The 19,435-nt window shown below is 70.4% G+C and carries 15 protein-coding genes and 3 pseudogenes; 12 read left to right on the forward strand and 6 right to left on the reverse strand.

The annotated features are described in order from the left end of the window. The first annotated feature begins 341 nt into the window (after positions 1 to 341). The 9 genes from U6N30_RS08700 to U6N30_RS08740 all read left to right on the forward strand — a co-directional run bounded on the left by U6N30_RS08700 (position 342) and on the right by U6N30_RS08740 (position 10,990). Complete coding sequence (locus tag U6N30_RS08700) at positions 342 to 1,424, forward strand: ATP-binding protein (protein WP_324276959.1); 1,083 nt, start codon at positions 342 to 344, stop codon at positions 1,422 to 1,424. Further along, a complete protein-coding gene (locus U6N30_RS08705; RefSeq protein WP_324276960.1) occupies positions 1,421 to 2,449 on the forward strand; it encodes a M23 family metallopeptidase in 1,029 nt (342 codons plus the stop codon). Before U6N30_RS08700 ends, U6N30_RS08705 begins: the two co-directional genes overlap by 4 nt. Before the next feature lie 192 nt (positions 2,450 to 2,641). Then, the gene (locus U6N30_RS08710; RefSeq protein ID WP_324276961.1) at positions 2,642 to 3,262 is read left to right on the forward strand and encodes a conjugal transfer protein; all 621 of its coding nucleotides are present in this window, start codon (positions 2,642 to 2,644) and stop codon (positions 3,260 to 3,262) included. Beyond that, positions 3,259 to 3,567: a hypothetical protein gene (locus tag U6N30_RS08715; protein ID WP_324276962.1), complete on the forward strand. Its 309-nt coding sequence runs from the start codon at positions 3,259 to 3,261 to the stop codon at positions 3,565 to 3,567. The genes U6N30_RS08710 and U6N30_RS08715 overlap by 4 nt, the downstream gene beginning before the upstream one ends. A gap of 1,302 nt (positions 3,568 to 4,869) precedes the next feature. Then, positions 4,870 to 6,387 carry a type IV secretory system conjugative DNA transfer family protein gene (locus tag U6N30_RS08720; RefSeq protein ID WP_324276963.1) on the forward strand — a complete coding sequence of 506 codons (1,518 nt, stop codon included), beginning with the start codon at positions 4,870 to 4,872 and terminating at the stop codon, positions 6,385 to 6,387. Between the two features lie 88 nt (positions 6,388 to 6,475). Continuing rightward, positions 6,476 to 6,868 carry a hypothetical protein gene (locus U6N30_RS08725; protein WP_324276964.1) on the forward strand — a complete coding sequence of 131 codons (393 nt, stop codon included), beginning with the start codon at positions 6,476 to 6,478 and terminating at the stop codon, positions 6,866 to 6,868. Positions 6,869 to 7,042: 174 nt separating this feature from the next. Next, positions 7,043 to 7,690 (forward strand): Abi family protein, encoded by a 648-nt coding sequence (locus U6N30_RS08730; RefSeq protein ID WP_324276965.1) that lies wholly within the window; start codon positions 7,043 to 7,045, stop codon positions 7,688 to 7,690. A 361-nt stretch (positions 7,691 to 8,051) separates the two neighbouring features. Next, the gene (locus U6N30_RS08735; RefSeq protein WP_324276966.1) at positions 8,052 to 8,741 is read left to right on the forward strand and encodes an ATP-binding protein; all 690 of its coding nucleotides are present in this window, start codon (positions 8,052 to 8,054) and stop codon (positions 8,739 to 8,741) included. Continuing rightward, the gene (locus tag U6N30_RS08740; RefSeq protein WP_324276967.1) at positions 8,645 to 10,990 is read left to right on the forward strand and encodes an AAA family ATPase; all 2,346 of its coding nucleotides are present in this window, start codon (positions 8,645 to 8,647) and stop codon (positions 10,988 to 10,990) included. Before U6N30_RS08735 ends, U6N30_RS08740 begins: the two co-directional genes overlap by 97 nt. A gap of 312 nt (positions 10,991 to 11,302) precedes the next feature. Here U6N30_RS08740 and U6N30_RS08745 read toward each other — a convergent pair. The 5 genes and pseudogenes from U6N30_RS08745 to mobF all read right to left on the reverse strand — a co-directional run. After that, a pseudogene (locus U6N30_RS08745) lies at positions 11,303 to 11,491 on the reverse strand (toprim domain-containing protein); the annotation flags it as partial. 119 nt (positions 11,492 to 11,610) lie between these two features. Further along, a pseudogene (locus U6N30_RS08750) lies at positions 11,611 to 12,519 on the reverse strand (MobF family relaxase); the annotation flags it as partial. Beyond that, positions 12,516 to 15,020 (reverse strand): ATP-dependent DNA helicase, encoded by a 2,505-nt coding sequence (locus tag U6N30_RS08755; RefSeq protein ID WP_324276968.1) that lies wholly within the window; start codon positions 15,018 to 15,020, stop codon positions 12,516 to 12,518. The gene U6N30_RS08755 and the pseudogene U6N30_RS08750, both read right to left, overlap by 4 nt. After that, the gene (locus U6N30_RS08760; protein ID WP_324278212.1) at positions 14,978 to 15,517 is read right to left on the reverse strand and encodes a relaxase domain-containing protein; all 540 of its coding nucleotides are present in this window, start codon (positions 15,515 to 15,517) and stop codon (positions 14,978 to 14,980) included. Before U6N30_RS08760 ends, U6N30_RS08755 begins: the two co-directional genes overlap by 43 nt. Continuing rightward, positions 15,400 to 16,365, reverse strand: a pseudogene (gene mobF, locus U6N30_RS08765) (MobF family relaxase); the annotation flags it as partial. The pseudogene mobF and the gene U6N30_RS08760, both read right to left, overlap by 118 nt. Positions 16,366 to 16,597: 232 nt before the next feature. Here mobF and U6N30_RS08770 point away from each other — a divergent pair. Together U6N30_RS08770 and U6N30_RS08775 are read left to right on the forward strand one after the other, a co-directional pair. Beyond that, positions 16,598 to 16,924, forward strand: coding sequence for a hypothetical protein (locus tag U6N30_RS08770; protein WP_324276969.1), 327 nt, complete (start codon positions 16,598 to 16,600; stop codon positions 16,922 to 16,924). Positions 16,925 to 17,018: 94 nt separating this feature from the next. Further along, the gene (locus U6N30_RS08775; protein WP_324276970.1) at positions 17,019 to 17,255 is read left to right on the forward strand and encodes a helix-turn-helix domain-containing protein; all 237 of its coding nucleotides are present in this window, start codon (positions 17,019 to 17,021) and stop codon (positions 17,253 to 17,255) included. Positions 17,256 to 17,371: 116 nt separating this feature from the next. Here the strand turns inward: U6N30_RS08775 and U6N30_RS08780 are convergent, their stop codons facing one another. After that, the gene (locus tag U6N30_RS08780) at positions 17,372 to 17,797 is read right to left on the reverse strand and encodes a heavy metal-responsive transcriptional regulator (RefSeq protein WP_324276971.1); all 426 of its coding nucleotides are present in this window, start codon (positions 17,795 to 17,797) and stop codon (positions 17,372 to 17,374) included. 86 nt (positions 17,798 to 17,883) lie between these two features. Between U6N30_RS08780 and merA the strand changes: the two genes are divergently transcribed. Beyond that, positions 17,884 to 19,251 (forward strand): mercury(II) reductase, encoded by a 1,368-nt coding sequence (gene merA, locus U6N30_RS08785; protein WP_324276972.1) that lies wholly within the window; start codon positions 17,884 to 17,886, stop codon positions 19,249 to 19,251. Positions 19,252 to 19,435: the final 184 nt, after the last annotated feature.

Below are 19,435 nucleotides of genomic sequence, written 5' to 3' on the forward strand. Positions count from 1 at the left end.
ACCGTCGAGGCGGCGGAACGGGAGCGCGGGCCGTTCACCGCGCTGATGCCCCGCCGCGGGCCACGCGGTCGGGGCCAGGGCCGTGCGGCGGCGACGGCGCCACTGTCGGTGTGGCGGATGACCTCGGAGCAGACGCCAGTGGTGTGGCCGCTGATCGCCAGCTCCGGCCTGCCGCCCACCGGCGCGCAGATGGGCATCGACCTGCTGTCGGGCGGGGCGTTCTACTGCGATCCGGTCGGCTGGGTCACTGACGACGCCATTCCGGTCACCAATCCCAACGTCGTAGTCTTCGGCAAGCCCGGCCGGGGAAGTCCGCCACCGTTAAGGCCTTCGCGCTGCGCATGCTGGCCTACGGCTACCGCACCCTCGTCCTCGGTGACACCAAGGACGAGTACGAGCCACTCTGCCGCGCGCTGGGCGTGGAGCCGTTCGTCATCGGCCACGGACTGTCCGCCCGGGTCAACCCGCTTGCCTTCGGCCCGCTCGGCCACGGCTGGGACCGGCTCGACGCTGCCGAGGCCCGCCGCCGCGAGGCCATCATGTTCGCCCGCTGGATCGTGCTAATCCGCGGCCTCGTCGGCTCCCAGAACGTCCCCTTCGGCCCGGTGGAGGAGACCGCCGTCGGCGAGGCGCTGCGACTGCTCACCGGCTACCGCAGCGGAGCCACCCGGCTGACCGAGCCCACCATCCCGCAGCTGTGGCGAGCCCTGGACGAGCCCACCGACGAGCTCGTCGCCTGCTGCCGGTACGCCGACCGGCGGCACTTCCTCGACGCCACCCGGACTCTGCGCGATGCCCTCGGCTCCCTCGTGAAGGGCTCGTTGGCCGGGCTGTTCGACGACCACACGTCGATCGAGGTCGACTGGCGCGCGCCGATCCAGTCGCTGTCGCTGTCCCGCCTCGAGCCGCTCGGTGACCAGGCCGTGGGCATCGCGTTGACCTGCCTGAACTCCTGGGGCCAGGCGATGCGCGAGATCGCCGACCCGGGTGACCTGCGCATCGTCATCCGCGACGAGACTTGGCGGCAGATGCGCCTCGGTGCCGAGGCGATGAAGAGCCTGGACGCCAACCTGCGGCTGTCCCGCCGCGATGCAGACGTGCAGGTCCTGCTCGCGCACAAGCCTTCGGACATGCTCACCGCCGGCGACGCCTCTTCCCAGGCGGTGGCCATCGCCCGGGACCTGCTGCACCTGTGCGACGTCAAGGTGCTGCACGGCCAGGACCAAGCGGTCGCTGACGAGCTCGCCACCATGCTCGGGCTGACTCCGATCGCCCAACGGGTGGTCACCGGCTGGGCGATCGCCGGCAAGGGCCGTGCCCTGTGGCTGGTCGGCGACCGCGCGTTCAAGGTGCAGACCGTCCTCACCTCGCCCGAGCTGGCCCTGACCGACACCAACGAGGCCCTCACAGGACGTCCGGCATGAGCAGGACGGCCGAGGGGTTGGCCCGGGCGTACGCGAAGCGGTGGCTGTGGAAGGCCGCCGCTCCCGTCGCCGTCCCAGTGTTCGGCGTACTGACCCTGCTGCTGATCCCGCTCGCGGTTCTCGCCGCTCCAGAGGTGTCGACGTCGGCGGCGTCGTCGTCCTGCTCGATCGGCGGCACCGGCGCCACAGTCGCCGGCATCGGACTGGACGCCGTCCAGATGGGCCACGCGCAGACCATCGTCGCCGTCGCCGCGGCACAAGGGCTCGACCCGTACGCGGCCACCGTGGCGCTGGCCACCGCCTACCAGGAGTCCCGCATCCGGATGCTAGCCAACGACGGCAGCAGCCCCGCACTCACCGCCGAGCAGGCCGCGGTGACCGCCAGCAGCCTGACCTATCCGCATGACGGCCTCGGCTCGGACCACGACAGCGTCAACACCTTCCAACAGCGCTGGACCGCCGGATGGGGCACGGTCGCCCAGCTGATGGACCCCGTCTACGCCGCCGAGGCCTTCTACCGCCGGCTGGTCGAGGTACCGAACTGGCAGACCATTCCGCTCACTCAGACGGCCCAGGCCGTGCAGATCTCGGCTGCCGGCGGCGCATACGCCCGCTGGGAGCCGCTCGCCCGCGAGCTGACCGCCATGCTGTGGCCCGCCGCCCAAGCCACCGCAGTCGCGAGCGGTGCGGCGGCCGGCGTCTGCCCGGGCCTGCCGGTCCCGGCCGGGTCGTGGATCCGCCCCACCGCCGGCCCCGTCACCTCCGGCTACGGGCCCCGCTGGGGCACCCTGCACGCCGGTGTGGACATCGCCGGCCCCCGTGACACCCCCGTCTACGCCGCCGCCGACGGCACCGTAGTTCGTGCCGAGTGCACCAGCGCCTACTGCGACCGCGACGGCAACCTGAGCCTGGCCGGCTACGGCAACCTCGTCGAACTCGACCACGGCGGCGGGGTGACCACCCGCTACGCGCATTTGTCGGCCTACACCGTCACCGTCGGCCAGCGCGTCAGCGCCGGGGGCTGATCGGTTTCCAGGGGTCCACCGGCAACAGCACCGGCGTCCACCTGCACCTCGAGGTCCGCCTCGACGGCGCGTCCGTCGATCCAGTGCCGTGGCTGGCCAGCCGCGGCGTCGACCTGCATGCCACCACCGCCGGCTGACCGGCAGAGAGGGGAACCAGGACGTGGACATCAACCACCGGTTCAGGGCCGGCGCGTGACGACGCCCTTCCGGCGTCGCGATCCACAGCCGATCGCTCGGGGATGGGAACTGGCCGTCGCCGCAGTCGGTGGCGCCCTGATCGCTGTCGCGCTGGCGGCCCTGGCCGGTCTCGGACTCGCCTCGGCGTTGTGGGGCGGTGGCTGGGTGTGGCCGCAGGGCACCGAGACGATCACCCACGTCCTCGGCGGGCTCCTGAGCGGCGATCCCGGCCGCGGCCTGCCACCGGATCAGCTGGCTCGGGTCGCCCGGCCGGTGCCGGTGTACGCGTGTGTTGTCCTCGCCGAGCTCGTCCTGCTGACCGCCGCGGTCATCACCGCTGTCCTGGTCGCCCGCCACCGGCGACCGGGCGACGCCCGCGGCGGCATGGCCACCCGCAGGGAGGCCCAGCAAGCCCTCGGGTTGCGGCAGCTCCGCGCCGGGCGAGCGGTCATCCGCCCGGATCGCTACCCGTCCAGAGACAGCCGGGGACGTCTTCATCGCCTCCTGTCCACAGGCGGCGACGCGATCCGCGGCCGTCTCCACAGATCTGTCCCGACGACCACTTCCAGATCGACTTCCCCAGCACCGTCGACCCAGGTATCAGCCGTCCGCACTGTGAAGGAGAATCCTCGATGAGCTCGACCGACAACGGCCTGAACTCCGATCTGCTGGCCGCACGGGCCGAGGCTGCGGCACTGTTCGCCGCGGCTTCCCGCAACGACCAGGCCGGACCGACAGCGCAGCTGCACTGCCTCGCCGCCGCCACTGCCTTGCGCGCGCCCAGCGGCCCAGTGCCCGCAAGCGCCGACGCCACTGACCCCGACCGGCTCGTCGAGCAGGCGCTGCGCATCCTCGGCAACCTGCCCGCTGACGACTTCGCGCACCCCGACGTCCTCGCCGCCGCCCAGCACGGCCACCGAGCGCTGCGTGCGCCACGCTGATGGCCACGTCGCTCGGACAGCTACTCGACGCCCTCGCCGACACAGCGCGGACCACGGACGACAGCGCAGCCGCGCGCGCCGATGCAGGCACCGCCTTGGGCCACCTGGGTCGGGCGCTGACCCACCTGCGCCACGACGGCGTCTCTCCATTCGCCGGCGATCGCCGCGAACAGCAGGTCGCCGCCCTGGCTGCCGCCTGCACAGAGCTCGGCGTCCGCGCTCCAGCGACCGAGTCGGCGTTGACCCGGTTGGCGGCTGCCGCAGCCGACACCGTCGGCGTCCTGTACGACCACACCACCGTGACCAGCCGGTGGGCCGTCGCCACCGCCGTAGCCGAGACAGTGACGCCGCTGGCCGAGGTGGTCGCCCACCGCCTGCCTGCCGGTCCGGCGACACAGTGGCACACCGAGGTCGAGCGTCAGGCGGCCCTGGTCCAGCAGACAGCCGCGCTGCAACCGCCGACACGTGCCGACGTCGCCATTCTCGACCGCCCCGTTCCAGGCCCCGCGGTCAATGCGTCCGTCGACCCGGCACGCGTTGTCCCCGACGCCATCGGCGTCCTACTCCAGGCCACGGCCCGAGCCAATGATCCACCGTCGGTCACCGAGGTACTGGCCTACACGATCGCCGCCCAGACACTCAGCTCCGCTGCGGCGCACCTCGGCTCGACCGACGCACCACCGGCAGGTCAAACGACGGCGGCCGACGCCTGGCGGGCCGTCCGAGCAGCCCTGCGTCCGTACGACGACGGTAGCCGCCGCTTTCACCAGCACACACCATCCGGGGTGACCGCAGCCGGTCGACTCCATGCCGTCCTCCGGTCCGAACCTGACCCGGCCACCTGGACGGCGTCCCTGCGCGCATCGGTCACGTCGGCGGCTCAGCACCTCCCAACTCTCGCCACGCAGCTGCTCTACCGCACCGTCCGGTCCTGGGCGGACAACGGATCCCTGATCGCCTACGCCCGGGACGTGCCGCCGCGCGAGGAGCGGGTGGCCGCGTACCTGCGCGGATATCAGCCCGGCGGGCTGGTCCGGGTCAACGCCACCGACCTGCAACCGGTCGCCGGCGCCCTGCACAACGCCCGGCTGCTCTCCTCGCCGTCGCCGACCAGGCAGCCGATCCGGGCGCCCGCGCGACGGCCGGCTTCCCGCGCCGGGCCTGGGCCGCGAATCGGGCGCTGCTCGACGATCCGCAGACGCCGGTCGCGCTCAGCGTGGCCATTCAGCAGGCCCACCAGCAGCTGCAGGCGGCGCGAGCCCAGCGGTCCGGGCCCAGCCGGGCACGGTGAAGGGGAGTCGGATGTTCACGTCAGGGTTCGATCCGACCGACGTCGGCTGGCGGCTGGGCCGCTCCTCCCAGCCGCACGGGGTGGAGCTGTGGTGCCGCTACGACCGCACGACCGGCGTCTACGGCGAGCAGGGGTCTGGCAAGACCCTCGACCTGCTCGCTCCGGCCCTCCTGGCCCACCGCGGCGCCGGGCTGGCGACGCTGACCAAGGTCGAGGACCTGCTGCTGACCGCCGGGCGTCGTCAACAACCCTCCGGCCCGGATGAGCCGCCGCGTCCGGTCGCGGTGCTCGATCCGTTCGGCGCCGCACCGGGGTTGCCGGAGCTGGTGTGGGATCCGGTCGCCGGCTGCGTCGATCCTCGGATCGCCGAACGACGAGCCAAGGCTTTCGCCGCAGGCACCGTCGCCGGCGCGGTCACCGGCGGCCGGCAGGACAACGCTGCCCGGTTCTACGCCGCGGAGACCGCCAAGGTGCTGCAGGGATTCCTGCACGCGGCAGCACTCATCGGCCGCACTCTGGAGCACGTCCTGGAGTGGGTCGCCAACCCGGTCGCCGCCGAGCAGCCCGCCGAGATCCTGCAGCAGCATCCGCACGCGGCCCGGTTCTGGGATGGGCTGCTGATCGGTGCCTTGCACGGCAGCCCGGACACCGTCGGCAACACGGTAACCACGGTCCAGCAAGCGATGGCGCTGTTCTTCCAGCCGGACATCAGGGCTCGCTGCCTGCCCTCGCGCGGACGGTCGGCGACCGATCTGGCCGACCTCATCGCCCGGCAGGGAACGGTGTACCTGCTCGGTCGGGAGGACCCCTACGCCTCGGCGGCACCGCTGATGACCGCGGTCGCCGAACACGTCCTCGACACCGCCCTGCACGTCGCTGCCACCTCGCCGCACGGGCGGCTGACCCCGTGCTTCCTGGCCTGCCTCGACGAACTGCCGTCCACCACGCCGCTGCCGACCCTGCGGGTACGGATGGCCAACGAACGCGCGCTCGGTCTGTCGTTCATCTACGCCGCCCAGACCTGGAAACAAATGGTCGTCTCCTACGGTGAGGACGAGGCCCGCTCGCTGTTCGGGCTCACCAACAACCTTGTCATCTTCGGCGGCGGCAAGGACGTCCACTTCTACCGGGAACTGTCCGACCTGCTCGACGACGTGCGGATCAGCCGGCGGACCGTCACCGACGGGCCAGGCGGCATCGGCACGTCCCGCTCAGGCGAGGACGTGCGGGTGTTGCGCCCCGGCGACATCCGTCGCATCCCCGAGCGGCACGCTCTCGTCGTCGCAGGTACCGCGCCGCCGATCATCGCCAGGTCGCGGCGCTGCCTCGATGGCAAGGATGGTCATCAGCTCGCTACCGAGCTCGACGCTGCCCGTGCGCGTGTCAGCCGCGCCCGCCCGGACATCGACGATGTCGAGCAGCGCACTGCTGCCGCGCTGGCCTACGCCCGCGACTACCGACTCGTCCCGAGCCGGCACGTCGACCCGGCCGACCCGCCGACCGCACCGCAGCGCGAGTCGCGGTCCTGATGATCGTCCTGCCGTTTCCACCGCCACCTCTCGCGGTGCTGCGTGCGCTCGAACTCCTGGAGAACGCGCGTCGAGGCGACCGCGGGGAGTGGCACAGGCCGGCGCGGTCGCGGATCTGGAGCGCCCCTGGGAGCCGGCCGCCTGCACCGGGGAGCTGGGCGCAGCGGTCTGGAGCTGGTGTGACGACGTCGTCGCATGGATCAACCACGAATATGCGTGGCGGCCCGCGCAGATGGTCCCGGCCTGCTGGCCCCGGCACGCCCACATCGCCCGGGAACTGCCCGTGCTGGCGGTGCTGCGGTGGGAAGCAGAGAAGGCCGCAGATCCCCAGTTGATGGAGGAGTGGAACCGCTACGCCTTCCCGATGTTCTGCGACCGCGTGGCCCAACGGCTCGGGGAGAGCACCTGCCGCACCGGCCGGCACCAGGATTGGCCCGCCGAAAGCCGCTACACCGCCTTCCTCGACGCCTCCCCTCGATGATCAGCGCTGGCGGATCACCGCGGGGAAACGGGCGGACGGAGGCCAGGAAAGACGTAGCCCCGGCGACATGACCAGAGGTCAGCGGTCCACCGGGGCTTTCACGATCACTCTACGCCAGGATGGGACGTGATGACAACGCCGACGCCGCCGGCCTTCCCACCGGCCGGTCGCTGGGTGGAGGCTTGGCTGAGCGGCCCGCGATTCGCGGTCTACCTTGCCGCCACCGACGCGGACCTGGACCGGGCGCTGGCCTTGTACGAGTGGAACGCCCAGCTCAGCGCCGCGCTAATGCACGACCTGGCGCACGTGGAGGTCGGGCTGCGCAATGCCTACGACGTGGCCCTGTCCGCTCGCTGGCCTGGACCACCGCACTGGACCCTGGCCGCAGACACCGTCTTCGCTCCGCTGTACCGCACGCGAGGACGACGCCGTGTCGACGTGAACAACAAGCCCCGAGACAGCCTGCGTCACGCGATCGCCAACGCCGGCGGCCCGGCCACCCCGCCGGGCAAGATCGTCGCCGAGCTGATGTTCGGCTTCTGGCGCTACCTCAGCTCCGCAGCGCACGAGAAGACGCTGTGGGTCCCCGCGTTGCACCGCGCCTTTCCGCCGGGCACCGACCGGGCCATGCACGTCGACGGTCCGGTCGGTCGCCTGCATGACCTGCGGAACCGCGTGGCCCACCACGAACCCTTGCTAACCACCGACGTCGCCGGCCGACTGGCCGACATGATCGGCCTCGCCGGCCGCCTCGACCCTCAGCTGGGCCAGTACCTGCAGGCCACCAGCACGGTGGCCAATCTGCTGGCCACCCGGCCGTAGCGTTGGACGGACACGGCCGACCCGCTCTGGCAGACACCCGCCGCGGAGCCCCGGTGCGGCTCCGCCGCGACCTGCGCCCCTCCCTGGCTGGGGGGCGACGAGCGGCTACGTCAGGAGCGTCCGGCGCTCGGGTCTTGTCGGTGGCCGCGGATAGTGTCGCTCTGCGTAGCTCAGCTCGGACTGACCGTGGTCCCGAGGAGCTCATCTCGCGAGTAGCAGGGAAGGAGCGGTCTGATGTCGGTCGAGCACGTTGAGGGCGCAACGCCGGACCCCAAGTATTGCATCGGGCACTCTCAAAAGCTGTTGGCGGGGAACCTGACATGCGACCAGCCCGGAAGTTTGGCCATGTCGAAGGCAGCAAATGCTCTCGGCCAAACTTCGGATTCAAGCCGTGACGGGTTCTGGTGACAACGGGAATCAGCCCAACGAGCAGGCGGTCATCGCGCCTGACCCTCGCTCGACTTTGGCTTCTTGGGCTAACCGGCAGGACGAGTGGGTCCGATTTATCGTTCAGCAGATCTTGAGCACGGGACGGCCGCTGGCCGCTAACGACATCGACTACGCATACGACTTGTTTCGGCAGGAGAAGTCCTTCGACGAACGTCTGCTGCCTGCCCAGGCGGCGCTTGAGGTCGACGTCCAGGTTGATGAGGCCGAACTCCCTCTAAGTATCACGAAGATCGCTGAGGTCAGTGGGGTCAATGCGTTGGTCCCCGGTGCGGTCATTGAGCCCCATGCCGGGCTAACGATCCTCTACGGCGAGAATGGGACAGGGAAGACCGGGTACTCCCGCATCTTCAAAGCGCTAGCTGACAGTCGCACGGCCGACATTATCCTGGGCGACATCACCGCCGAGGTGGAACAGGCTCCATCGGCGAGGATTGGCTTCACCCTCGGCGGGGAGGAGCAGGAGCTCGTCTGGACCGGCCAGAGGGGCATGCGCCCTTCACGCGCATGTCGATATTTGATAGCCCGTCGGTCAACTTTCATGTCGACGATGATCTCGAATACGTTTACGTGCCTGCTGTCCTGGCCTTGTTCAACCATGTGATTTCCGGCATCAAAGCCGTGCAGTCCAGGATCGAAAGCGGAGTGTCGGACCTGAAGGCTGAGAGTACGACTCTGCTGAGCCGATTCCCGAAGGAGTCAAGTGTCTATCCGCTAATTGAAACACTTGGGGCGTCGACGGATCTGGAAGACCTAAAAGGCCGCGTCGACAACGACCCGAAGGTGGATGGGCGAATCGACGCGTTGAGGCGTGCCGTTGCTGCACTGGAAGCCAATACAGTCGCCGCTCAGATCACGTTCCACCAGCGCGCTGAACGTGTGCTGAGCCAAGCGACTACTGCAGCGACGGTCCTGAACGGCTTCGACGTTACGGCGTACAACACCTCACTAGCCAAGCGAGTTGAGCTGCAAGCCGACTACAAGGCGTTCCGCGCAGAGCTGTTCGCGGCGGCCGACCTGCCAGCGGATCCGGAGGAATCCTGGGAAGCCTTCGTCGCTGGCGGTGAGGTGTACCGCCAGCATCTTGCTGCCCTCGGTGTCCACGACATCGACCGATGCCTCTACTGCCGCCAACCTCTCAGTGACCCGGCGAAGGACCTGGTCAAGAAGTATGGCGACTACCTATCCGACAAGATTAGCGCGGATATCACCGCGACCACTGCCCAGCTGACGACCCTCACCGCAGCCGTGCGTTCGATCCAGATTAGCGAGATGACCTCACTCCTTCGGGAGTACGAGGGACGCGACGATCAGCCAAGTTTCTACGAGCACCTGCAGCGCCTAGAGGCTCTTGTATTAGCAGTGCGTGCCGCAGTGGCGGACGACCGAGCCGCAACGAGCGACGCACAAGCCCAGGCGACGACGCTCCTCACCCACGTGGAGGCGGCTCACGTCCATGCAAGTGACGAGCTGCACGAGCTGGGAGAGCAGGCGAGGAACCGTGCCAGCGCTCTGAGCGACAAGAAAAAGGAAGTCAGCGAACTGGTCGCCGCTGCCGAACTAGCCAAGTCCTGGTCGACGATCCAGAATCAAGTACGCAATGCCAAAGAGGCCGACAGGCTCAAGATCCTGGCTCGGGCGCTGCCGAACCATTGCCGTGCCGTGACAGACCTGTCCAAAGACGCAAGCGACCAGTTGATCAATAAGAGCTTCGACAAGCTCTTTGTCGAAGAGTGTCGAGCCCTCAGGGCGCCTAGCCTAAAGGTCGAGTTTGTCGGCCGTCAGGGTAAGGCGCAGCGCCGCAAAGTGCTGAGTGGTAAGTACAAGCCGTCGAGGGTGCTCTCTGAGGGAGAGCAGAAGGTCCTTGCCATGGCCGACTTCCTCGCCGAAGCGCGCCTTGCCGGCATCACGGCCCCGGTCATCTTCGATGACCCCGTCTCCAACCTGGATCACCGACGGATCAACGAAGTCGCCCAGCGGGTAGCGGTCCTCACCGAAAACAACCAGGTCATCGTCTTCACCCATGACATCTTCTTTGCCACGACCCTGCTGGGTTTGTTCGAACAGTCCAAGCGCTGCTCTTACTTCCACATCACGGACGAAGAAGGCAAGGGCACGGTTACGCGCGCGACCGGGCCGCGGTGGGACAGTTTGAGCAACCTTAAGAAGAACGTTAACCAAACGATTCAAGCCGCGAAGGTCGTTGATGGAGAAGCGCGTGCTGCGCTGGTTCGTGAAGGTTACGACTGGATTCGAGCTTGGTGTGAAGTCTTCGCCGAGACCGAACTCCTCAAGGGTGTCTCGCAGCGCTACCAGCCGAACATCCGAATGACCGTGCTGCCCAACATCAAGACGGAGGCGCTACCAGAAGCCATCGCTGTCGTGACGAGAGTCTTCGAGGATGCTTGCCGCTATATCGCGGGCCACTCGCAACCGCTTCCGACGCTTGGCGTCAGCCCAACGCTGTCGGGGCTTGAGACGCACTGGGGCGAGTTGCAGGAGTGCAGAAGGCTTACGATCAGGCGTAAGGCGGCGAGGCGACGTCCTACTGCACGCGACACACCACATGGTGAGCGCCCTCCAACGCCATGGCGCGAGCAGCGTGGGGCCACCACTTTGGCTAGCTCTGCAGGTTACCTGGGCGACGATGTCACCGTCCCAACCGTTGGCCTGGCCTCGGGTGAGTTGGCGTGTGAGAAGGGCGCCACCGCGCAATGCGCTGAGCTGAATGCACGCTGTCGGCGAGCGATTCAGTTGGAGTCTTCCTTGCATGCGCTTCGGGGGCGTCCTCAGGCTGCCCGTCGGACGCCACTGTCCACGACCGCAGGCGGGCATTCTCTTCCCGGGCATTAGCCGCGTCGAAGACCTCGGACAGTGCGATGTCGGGTGCGATGCCCGTGCGGGCCACCACGTGGGTGAGGTGCGCCGGCCAACTCGTAGACGGGACGGCGGCGATGACCTCGGCGGCGCGGCGAGCGGCGTGCACCTGGCCTTCGACGGTGTCCAGCCGGTCGGCGTAGACGGCGACGCGGGCGTCGATGACTGCGCTGGCCAGGCTGGGGAGTCCGCGAGGGCCTGACGCAGAGCGGCGGCGCCCGCCGTCTGCAGCAGCTCAGCGGGGTCCTTGCCGGTCGGGATGGCGAGGTGGCGGGGATCGTCGCCACGGGCGGTGAGCTGCCAGAAGATGCGCTGGGCGGCCTGCTGTCCGGCCCGGTCGGCGTCGGTGGCGACGATGATCCCGGGCTTTTCGTTGCCGATGAATGGGCGTAGCGCCTCGGCCTGTGCGTCGGTGAAGGCGGTGCCCAGTGGGGCGATGCCGACGTGGTCGCCGTCGCCGGCGAGGGTGACTGCCAGCGCGTCGAGGGGCCCTCAACGATGACCGGGACGGCGCCGGCGGCCAGTTCAGCGGCTCCTTCGGTCATGCCGTACAGCTCGTGGCCCTTGGTGAACAGCTCGGTCTCCGCGGTGTTGAGGTACTTGGGGACGGCGTGGTCCCCGTCCTCGTCGTGGTCGCGGTTGCGGCGGCCGATCCAGCCGTGGACCTCGTCGCCATCGCGAATGGCGAAGACGAGCCGGTCGCGGAAGCGGTCGATGACCCGGCCGGTGGAGGCGTAGCTGCCGAGGCCGGCGGCGACGATCTCCGCGTCGGTGGCGCCGAGGTGGCGCAGATGCCTGGTCAGCGCGGTCCAGCTGTCGGGGGCGTAGCCGATGGTGAACCGCTCGTCGTCGGCAAGGTCGGTGCCGAGCCGGTTGGCGAGGTAGGCCGGTGCCCAGGAGCCGCGGAAGTGGGCTGTGAAGAAGTCGGCGGCCTGCTGGTTGAGCGCCAGGAGACGGTCCCGGTCGACGCGCACTTCTTCTTCGTCAGTCCGGTCGGCAGCGGCTCGGCGACCGGCGTCGGCGTCTCGGCGTTCGTCTCCTGTCGAGAAGAGTCGTTCGGCAGTGGCCGGGTCGTTGCCGTCCAGGTCCTCATGGAGGAGGTCGGTGTCGTTGGGTTCGACGAGGCTGGCCAGCCAGTCGTCGTCGGCAACTCCGTCTGAAGTGGGCAGCCGTTCGAGGTCGGTCGGCACCGTCGGCGCGTGTGCGCGTGCGGCGGACGCTGGGTCGGTGAGCACGCGGATCCGCCACACCAGGGCGGTGGCCAGCTCATCCGGGCGCAGTTGGTCGTCGTCGGGATGACCGGCGCGCAGCAGGTCATGGGCCGTGGACAGCACCTGGTCGGGCTGCCAACCGGCGGGGCGGGCAGCGGTGACGGCGGCGACCAGCGCGGGCCAGGCAGGGTCGGCGACCACCCGCTCGGCTGCTTCAGGGCCGAGGACGCTGGCCAGAACCGGGGTCCAGTCCGGGCGCAGCGTCTCCGGGACGTAGGAATCGGTGGCGGTCATCGCGGCGGGGAGAGGTGCCGACACAGTCGCCACCACAGCGCGGCGGCGGGCTGCTCGTCCGGCAGGGGACGTTCGGCGGCGACGGCCCGGGCGAGCGCGGTGATGTCGATGCCGGCGCGGTCGGCGGCGGCGAGCCGCTCGGCCAGGACCGGCCAGTAGGGGTCGCCGGCGATGCGTGGGTCGATGCTGTCGACAAGCGGCGCCCAGCGCGCGGTGAGCGCGCGCCCGTCGCCGAGCAGCCGCGTGACGCGGTCGTCAAGCGCCCGCTGGGCCCGGGCGTCAGCGGCGCGCGGCAGCGCCGGGCCGGTGGGACGGCGGTCGGCGTCGTCAACGCCGTGGGCGGTGCGCCAGACGGCGAGATCGGCGACCAGCTGGGGATCGCGGTCGATGAGCGGAAGCGCCCACGCGGGAGCGCTGGTGGGGTCCAGGCGCGTGCACGGGCGGCGACATCGACGGCCGGTGAGCTGACCTGATCGGCGGAGTCGGCGAGGTAGGGGCCCCACTCGAGGTCGTCGCCGAGCGTCTTCGGAAGGCCAGGCAGCCACGGCAGGGGCCGGTCCCGGGTGAGTATCGTCCGGTGGGGTCGATACGCCAGTCCAGGACCGCGGCCACATCGCGGGCGTCGTCCAGACGTCGATCCGAGGCCAGGGCCTGCCGAAGGACGTCGGAGGGTCACGACCGGAGACGGCGCACAGCGCCAGGTGCGCGCGCAGGACGGGGTAGGCCGCCTGCGTGGTCAGGCCCGGCATCGCGGCGTCGGCGGCAGCGTCGATGGCCTCGAGCGCCTCCAGGCCCAGGCGCTCCTCCGCGGCGGTGTTGAGCGCGTCGTAGTACCGATCTGCGGCGCAAGCAAGCAGAGCGGCGGGATCGGTCAGCTCGCGGGCCTGGCTGGTGGCCGAGGTCGGGGCGCCGTCGCGAGCCAGCACACGAGTCAAGACGTCGACGGCGGTGGGCGGCAGCAGCGCGTCGCGGGTGATCACGCTGTGCGGGTCGCCGTCGCCGGCGGTCGTGAGGAAGAGGTGGTTGGCGTGTCGGCCGCGGGTCAGGGCGACGTAGAGCAGTTGGCGCGACTCTTCGCCGGTTGCGACGGTGTAGCAGGTGTCGGCGGTGAGGCCTTGCGCGCCGTGCACGGTGGTGGCGTAGCCCAGGTCGACGTGGTCGCTGACGTAGTCGGCGGGCAGGGTGAGGCGCCGTCCGGTGCGCTGGTGGACGACGTCGAGGGCGCCGGTGTCGTAAACGGCGGTGACCGTGAACCGGTCGCCGTTCTTGACCCAGTCGGTGGCGCTGATCGGGAGGGTGCGCTCGTTGCGGCGGGTGATGACCGCATCGCCGGCGGAGGCCTGTGAGGCGTCGGCGAGGGTGACCTGGGGACCGATCGCGCCGTTCTGCTGGGCGAGGCGGTCGCGGCGGGCGCGGGTGTTCAGTTCGGCGACCAGCTCGCGCGTGGGCGCCAGCATGATGGCGTCGCGCCCGGCGGCGCGGTCGGTCGACCATGCGGTGTAGGCGTCGTCGGTGACCGTGGCCAGGTCGCCGACGTGCACCCGTCCGTGATCGATGTAGTAGGCGAGGGCGGCCGGGTCGCCGTCGCGCAGCGCCAGGGACGCGGCGCCCTCGGCGTGGTCAGGAGCGCCGGTGTCGGGGTCGGTGAAGCGCAGGACCTGCGAGAGGGTGACCGCACCGTGGGTGGTGACGATGTCGCGCAGCACTCCGCCGGCGCCGATCGCCGCCAGCTGCTGGTCATCGCCGATCAGCCGGACTGACCCGCCGGCCTCGGTGACGAGCGCGATCACCCGGGCCAGGTCGGAAGTGCTGGCCATGCCGGCTTCGTCGATGACCACGAGGCTGTCCGGGCCGATGCGCGCGACCCAGGGCGGGACGGCGTTGCCGGTAGCCAGTGCGTGGATCAGCTTGGCGAGGGTGTCGGTGTCGGTGCCGACTACCTCACCCAACACCGCCGCCGCAGCTGCCGAGGGAGCAAGGCCGATGACGTTCCCACCGTCGGCCCGCCATGCCGCGGACAGCGCACGCAAGGCGGTGGTCTTCCCGGTGCCTGCCGGGGCCAGTGCCAGTTGCACCCGGGTGCCGGAGGTGGCCAGCTCGCGGACGAGCTGCACCTGGCCGGGGTTGAGCTCGACCCGGTTGGCGGTGGACTCCAGCAGCGCGACGTCGACGGCCGCGGCCGGCACCACGCGTCCGTCACGGCGTCCGGCCGCGGCGAGGATGGCGCGCTCGGCGGCGAGGATTGCGGTCGAGGTGTACAGCGCCGAACCGGCCACGGTGTAGACCGAGCTGCCGTCCGAGCGGCGCAGCGCCGCGGGATTGGTCACCGGCTCGCGGTTGTTCAACGGGGTCGACAGGGACAGCGCTCTTTCGACGACGGCGTCGATGGCTCCGTCGAGGTCGGTCAGCCGGATTGCGGCGGCGCAGGCCTGCCGCTCAGCCTCGGCGCGGACGTGGTTCACCTGCCAGGTCGCGCGCGAACTCTGCACTGTCGACAGCACGTGCTGGGCGGTCTGGTCAACCCACCTACGCGTAGGGCGCTTCGCCTGGGGGCCGCGGCGGGGGCGAGTGCACTGCGGAGGTAGTCACGCAGGCCGCCCTCCCCGCCCAGCACCGCCAGCGCCTCGGTGCGCCAGGCGGCGCGCTGCTCGGCGTTGGAGCGGGGCTGGTGCTTCCGCTGCCGGGTCTCCAGATTGGCCCGTTGCGCCAGGGACACGGCCTCTTTCGGCGTCGGCGGCCGCCCGTGGTCGGCCTGGAACTGCGCCGACAGCGCCGCGCGGCGGGTATCAATCGACGCCCGCCGCGACGACCAGAGCCGGGGAGCTCGCCGTCGACGCCGACGATCTCCCGCACCGGCCGCTTGTTCGGATCCCCGTCCGGGCGGTCGGCGAAGCGGACGCCGAGCCGCTCGGTGAGCAACGCCTGCAGGCGGGTGTTGTACCGCTCGGAGGCGGTGACGTTGTTCTTGTAGAGCAGTCGACCGTCCAACGCGAGCCACCGCCCGTCGCGGGTCTGCACCTTGTTGCTGACGGCCACGTGGGTGTGCAGATCCGGGTCGCCGGCGCGCGAGTCGCGGTGGGTGAACGCCGCCGCGATCAGCCCGCGGACCTCTACCTGCGCCACTCCGTTGCGGCCCGTGCGGGTGTAGGCGGCGTGGTCCTCCAACCAGGTCAGGGTGTCTGCCGCCGCGTCGGCGTGCGCCCGCTCGATGACGGCTGCGACCTCTGGTGGAGCGATCGCCCACAGCGTGGAGACGCTCTTGACCGGGCTGAACGTCAGGTCGTACCCGGCGACCGCGGTGGTGGCCTGGCGGGAGATGCGGGCCAGATGACCGGACAGTTCGCGGGCGTCGGCCGGCGGACGGCCGAAGGTCTCGGCGAACATCGTCGAGGCCAGCTCGGTGCGGATGCGGGCTCGTTCCTCGGCCGGCACGGGGGTGTCGGCGGGCAGGCCGAGCGCAGTGTTGTGGTCGCGGAATGCCCCTGCCGAGCGGCGGTGGAACATGTTCGCCTGCTCGTGAATGCGGTAGGGCGCGCCCAGGCGACTGGCCTGATCGACCTGCTGCGGGGTCTTGCCGGCCAGCTGCGCATCGCGCTCCATCTGGTCGGCGTTCGGGTGTCGCCCTTCCCCGAACAGCGCGACCATCTGCGCCTCGGTAACACGGTCACCGACCGGAAAATCGGGCACGGCGGCAAGCCCGCGCCCCATCCAGACGCCCGGAGCTTCGCCCTTCTCGCTGTAGTAGTCGCCCAGGTTGTCGAACCCTCGGGTGGTGGCGTCGTGCGCAGCCACCTGGCGGGTCAGATACGTGTATCCGTCCCCCGCGGTGAGCTTGTGCAGCGTCATCACGACCCGACAGTCGCGAGCACCTATGCCACGGTCCCGCCCCGCGGCGCATCGACAAGGGGCGGTGCGGGCCGTGATGCATGAGGTGTGTCAGGTCGGAGGGCTCGGGGTGACGCCGGTTCCGGACGTCGGCCTGTTGGGGTGACGCTCGGGCCGGGAGCCGTGTCATGAGGGCGTGTGACGATCCGGCGGTCGGGCAGCTGAGTGAGCGGAGGAAGCGGTGGTCAGAACGGTGAGTCGGCAGGCGGCGGCGCTGACGAAGGCGCGAGAGCGACGACGGGCCCTGGACGCCACCCGCGATGAACAGGACCGCCGGGTCGAGGAGGCGACGGCTGAGGCGCTCGTGGCCCTGGAAGTGCGACGGGAGGCCGAGCAGAGGCTGCAGGCGGCGACGGCGACGCTCGCTGAGACGCTGCGCGCACTCCTGGCCGAGGATGTCTCCGCCGAGCGGGCGGCCGCGCTGCTGGAGATGGATACCGCCGAGATACGGCGGCTGACGAAGATGACCGAACGGCCGGCGGCCACTCCGGCGAGACCGGTGGCGACCGGGAGTTCCTGATCGGCGCAGCCGAGCCGACCCCGTGCCCCAGAGGCAGCCGGCCGACCGCATCCGGGACTGCAGGCGGGGCGCGCATGCACCGCAGGCGCGGTACGTGCCGCGGCTGACGTCCGACCTCCGCGTTGACCCGGTCGTTCTGTACGACGTCGACCCGGCTCTGCCTACGCTGCGGGTGCGCCGCTTGGCCCGCGGCCTGTCCCTGCAGCAAGTGGCCCAGCTGGCAGAAGTGCCGATCATGATGCGCCAGCGCATCGAGCAGGGCCGGGGCCACCGGCACGACCTGACAGCGCTGGACCGGGTGTCCTGTGCTCTCGGCATCCCTGCCGGCTAGATGTACGACCAATCCCAAGGGTTAGTGGTCGTAGGCGTCAGTGATCGTGGGGATGGTGCGCCGATGTGGTCTTGTGCCAGATGACGGCGGTTCGCGCCAGCACGCGTGACCTGGCGTCAGGTGGTGGGCACGGGCTGCGTAACGACGTCGGCCTGTATCACCTGGCAGACGACAGCGGGGTCGCAGGTGGCCGGGTCCAGGGTGCCCGCCCTTGAGCGGAGCCGTTCGACGTCCGCGCGTAACGCGGTCAGCTCGGCGATGCGCCGGTCGAGGTCGGCGGCGTGGCTATCCAGCAGGGTGAGGACGTGCTGGCACGGAGCTCCGCTGCTCGCCCGGACCGTGATGATCTCGCGGATCTCGGCCAGGCTGAGACCGGCGGCTTGGGCCGCTTTGACGAATGCCAACCGGTCGACGGCGCCCTCGTCATAGTCCCGGTAGCCGGAGGGACACCGAGCCGGGGCGGGAAGCACGCCGGCGGATTCATAGAACCGGATCGTCTTGGTCGTCAGCCCGGCTCGGGCGGCGAGCTGGCCGATACGCACCGGCGCACCCTACGACTTGACCTTCCAGCGCAGTGGAAGCCCTAGCGTCGGCTACCAGATCATCGAGCCAAGCGAAGGAGCGGCACGTGGACGCAGTCGATCTGGTCGTCATCGGAACCGGCGGCGCGGCGATGGCCGCCGGCATCGAGGCGCGCTCGCGCGGCAAGTCGGCCGTGCTGGTCGAGCACGGCCCGCTGGGCGGGACCTGCCTGAACATCGGCTGCGTACCGAGCAAGAACCTGCTCGCCGCCGCCGGCCGTCGGCACCGTGCACAGGCCAACCCGTTCCCGGCCGTACCGACCGGCGCCGGCGACGTGGACATGGCCGCACTGACCGAGCAGAAGCAGGGGCTCATCGACCGGCTGCGGCAGCTCAAGTACGCCGACGTAGCCGAGGCGCACGGTTTCCCCGTCCGGTACGGGCACGCCCGGTTCGTCGACGAGCAGACCCTCGAGGTCGACGGGCAGCCACTGGTGGCGCCTGCGTACGTGGTGGCCACCGGCGCGGCCCCGCACATCCCCGACCTGCCTGGCCTGGCCGGCGTCGACTACCTGACCTCCACCACGGCGATGGAGCTGACCCGGCTGCCGGAGTCGCTGGTCGTGCTGGGCGGCGGCTACGTCGGGCTGGAGCAGGCGCAGCTCTTCGCGCACCTGGGCGTGCAGGTCACCGTGGTGGGCCGGTTCGCGCCGCACACGGAGCCCGAGATCGCTGCGGTCTTGCGCGAGGCGTTCGCCGACGACGGCATCACCGTGGTCGAGGAGCGCGGGGTCGCCGTGGCCGGCAGCGCCGACGGCGTCGTGGTCACGACAAGCGGCGGCGGGGAGGCGAAAGGGCAGCGACTTCTGGTGGCCACCGGCCGGTACGCCGACACCGGCGACCTGGGTCTGGAGGCGGCGGGGGTGAAGACGGATGAGCGGGGCTTCGTCGTGATCGACGCCCATCAGCGCACCACGAATCCGCGGATCTTCGCTGCCGGCGACGTGTCCCGAGCGCCGCAGTACGTCTACGTCGCCGCACAGACCGGGCACGCCGCTGCCGCAGGAGCCCTTGGTGCGCCCACAACCGTGGACTACCGCGGACTGCCAGGGGTGACGTTCACGACGCCGCAGCTGGGCGGCGCCGGCCTCACCGAGGAGCAGGCGCTGGCGCGCGGTCACGCTTGCGACTGCCGGGTGCTCGGCGCGCAGGACATCCCGCGGGCGCTGGCCAACCGGGACACCCGCGGCGCCCTCAAGCTGGTCATCGACGCCGACACCGGACAGGTGCTGGGCGTGCACGCCGCGCTCGACGGCGCTGGCGACGTCATGCTTGCCGCCACCTACGCGATCAAGTTCGGGCTGACCGTCGACGACCTGGCCGACACGTGGGCGCCGTACCTCACGATGAGCGAAGCGCTGCGTATCGCCGCCGGACTGTTCCGCACCGACAAGCCGACCAGCTGCTGCGCATGAGCGGAGGCATCGTGGTGGGCGCTGCGGGTCGGTTGCGTTCGCTCAGGTGCCAGTGCCGGAGTGCCTGGACGGCAGTACGGGGAGGCCCAGACGTTCACCAGGACGGCCAACCCGGCGAGGGCTGAGCGAGGCTTGGCCCGGACGGTCGGGCAGTGGAACCCCGGTGACGAAGGACAGGAGGGGC

The sequence above is a fragment of the Blastococcus brunescens genome, from assembly GCF_035320885.1.
In the GTDB taxonomy this organism is placed as follows: domain Bacteria; phylum Actinomycetota; class Actinomycetes; order Mycobacteriales; family Geodermatophilaceae; genus Blastococcus_B; species Blastococcus_B brunescens.

Coding starts and splice junctions, on each gene's coding strand:
- U6N30_RS08715 (WP_324276962.1), top strand. CDS start 3,259: ATGAGCTCGACCGACAACGGCCTGAACTCCGATCTGCTGGCCGCACGG.
- U6N30_RS08740 (WP_324276967.1), top strand. CDS start 8,645: ATGTCGATATTTGATAGCCCGTCGGTCAACTTTCATGTCGACGATGAT.
- U6N30_RS08720 (WP_324276963.1), top strand. CDS start 4,870: ATGTTCACGTCAGGGTTCGATCCGACCGACGTCGGCTGGCGGCTGGGC.
- U6N30_RS08735 (WP_324276966.1), top strand. CDS start 8,052: ATGCTCTCGGCCAAACTTCGGATTCAAGCCGTGACGGGTTCTGGTGAC.
- U6N30_RS08700 (WP_324276959.1), top strand. CDS start 342: ATGCTGGCCTACGGCTACCGCACCCTCGTCCTCGGTGACACCAAGGAC.
- U6N30_RS08705 (WP_324276960.1), top strand. CDS start 1,421: ATGAGCAGGACGGCCGAGGGGTTGGCCCGGGCGTACGCGAAGCGGTGG.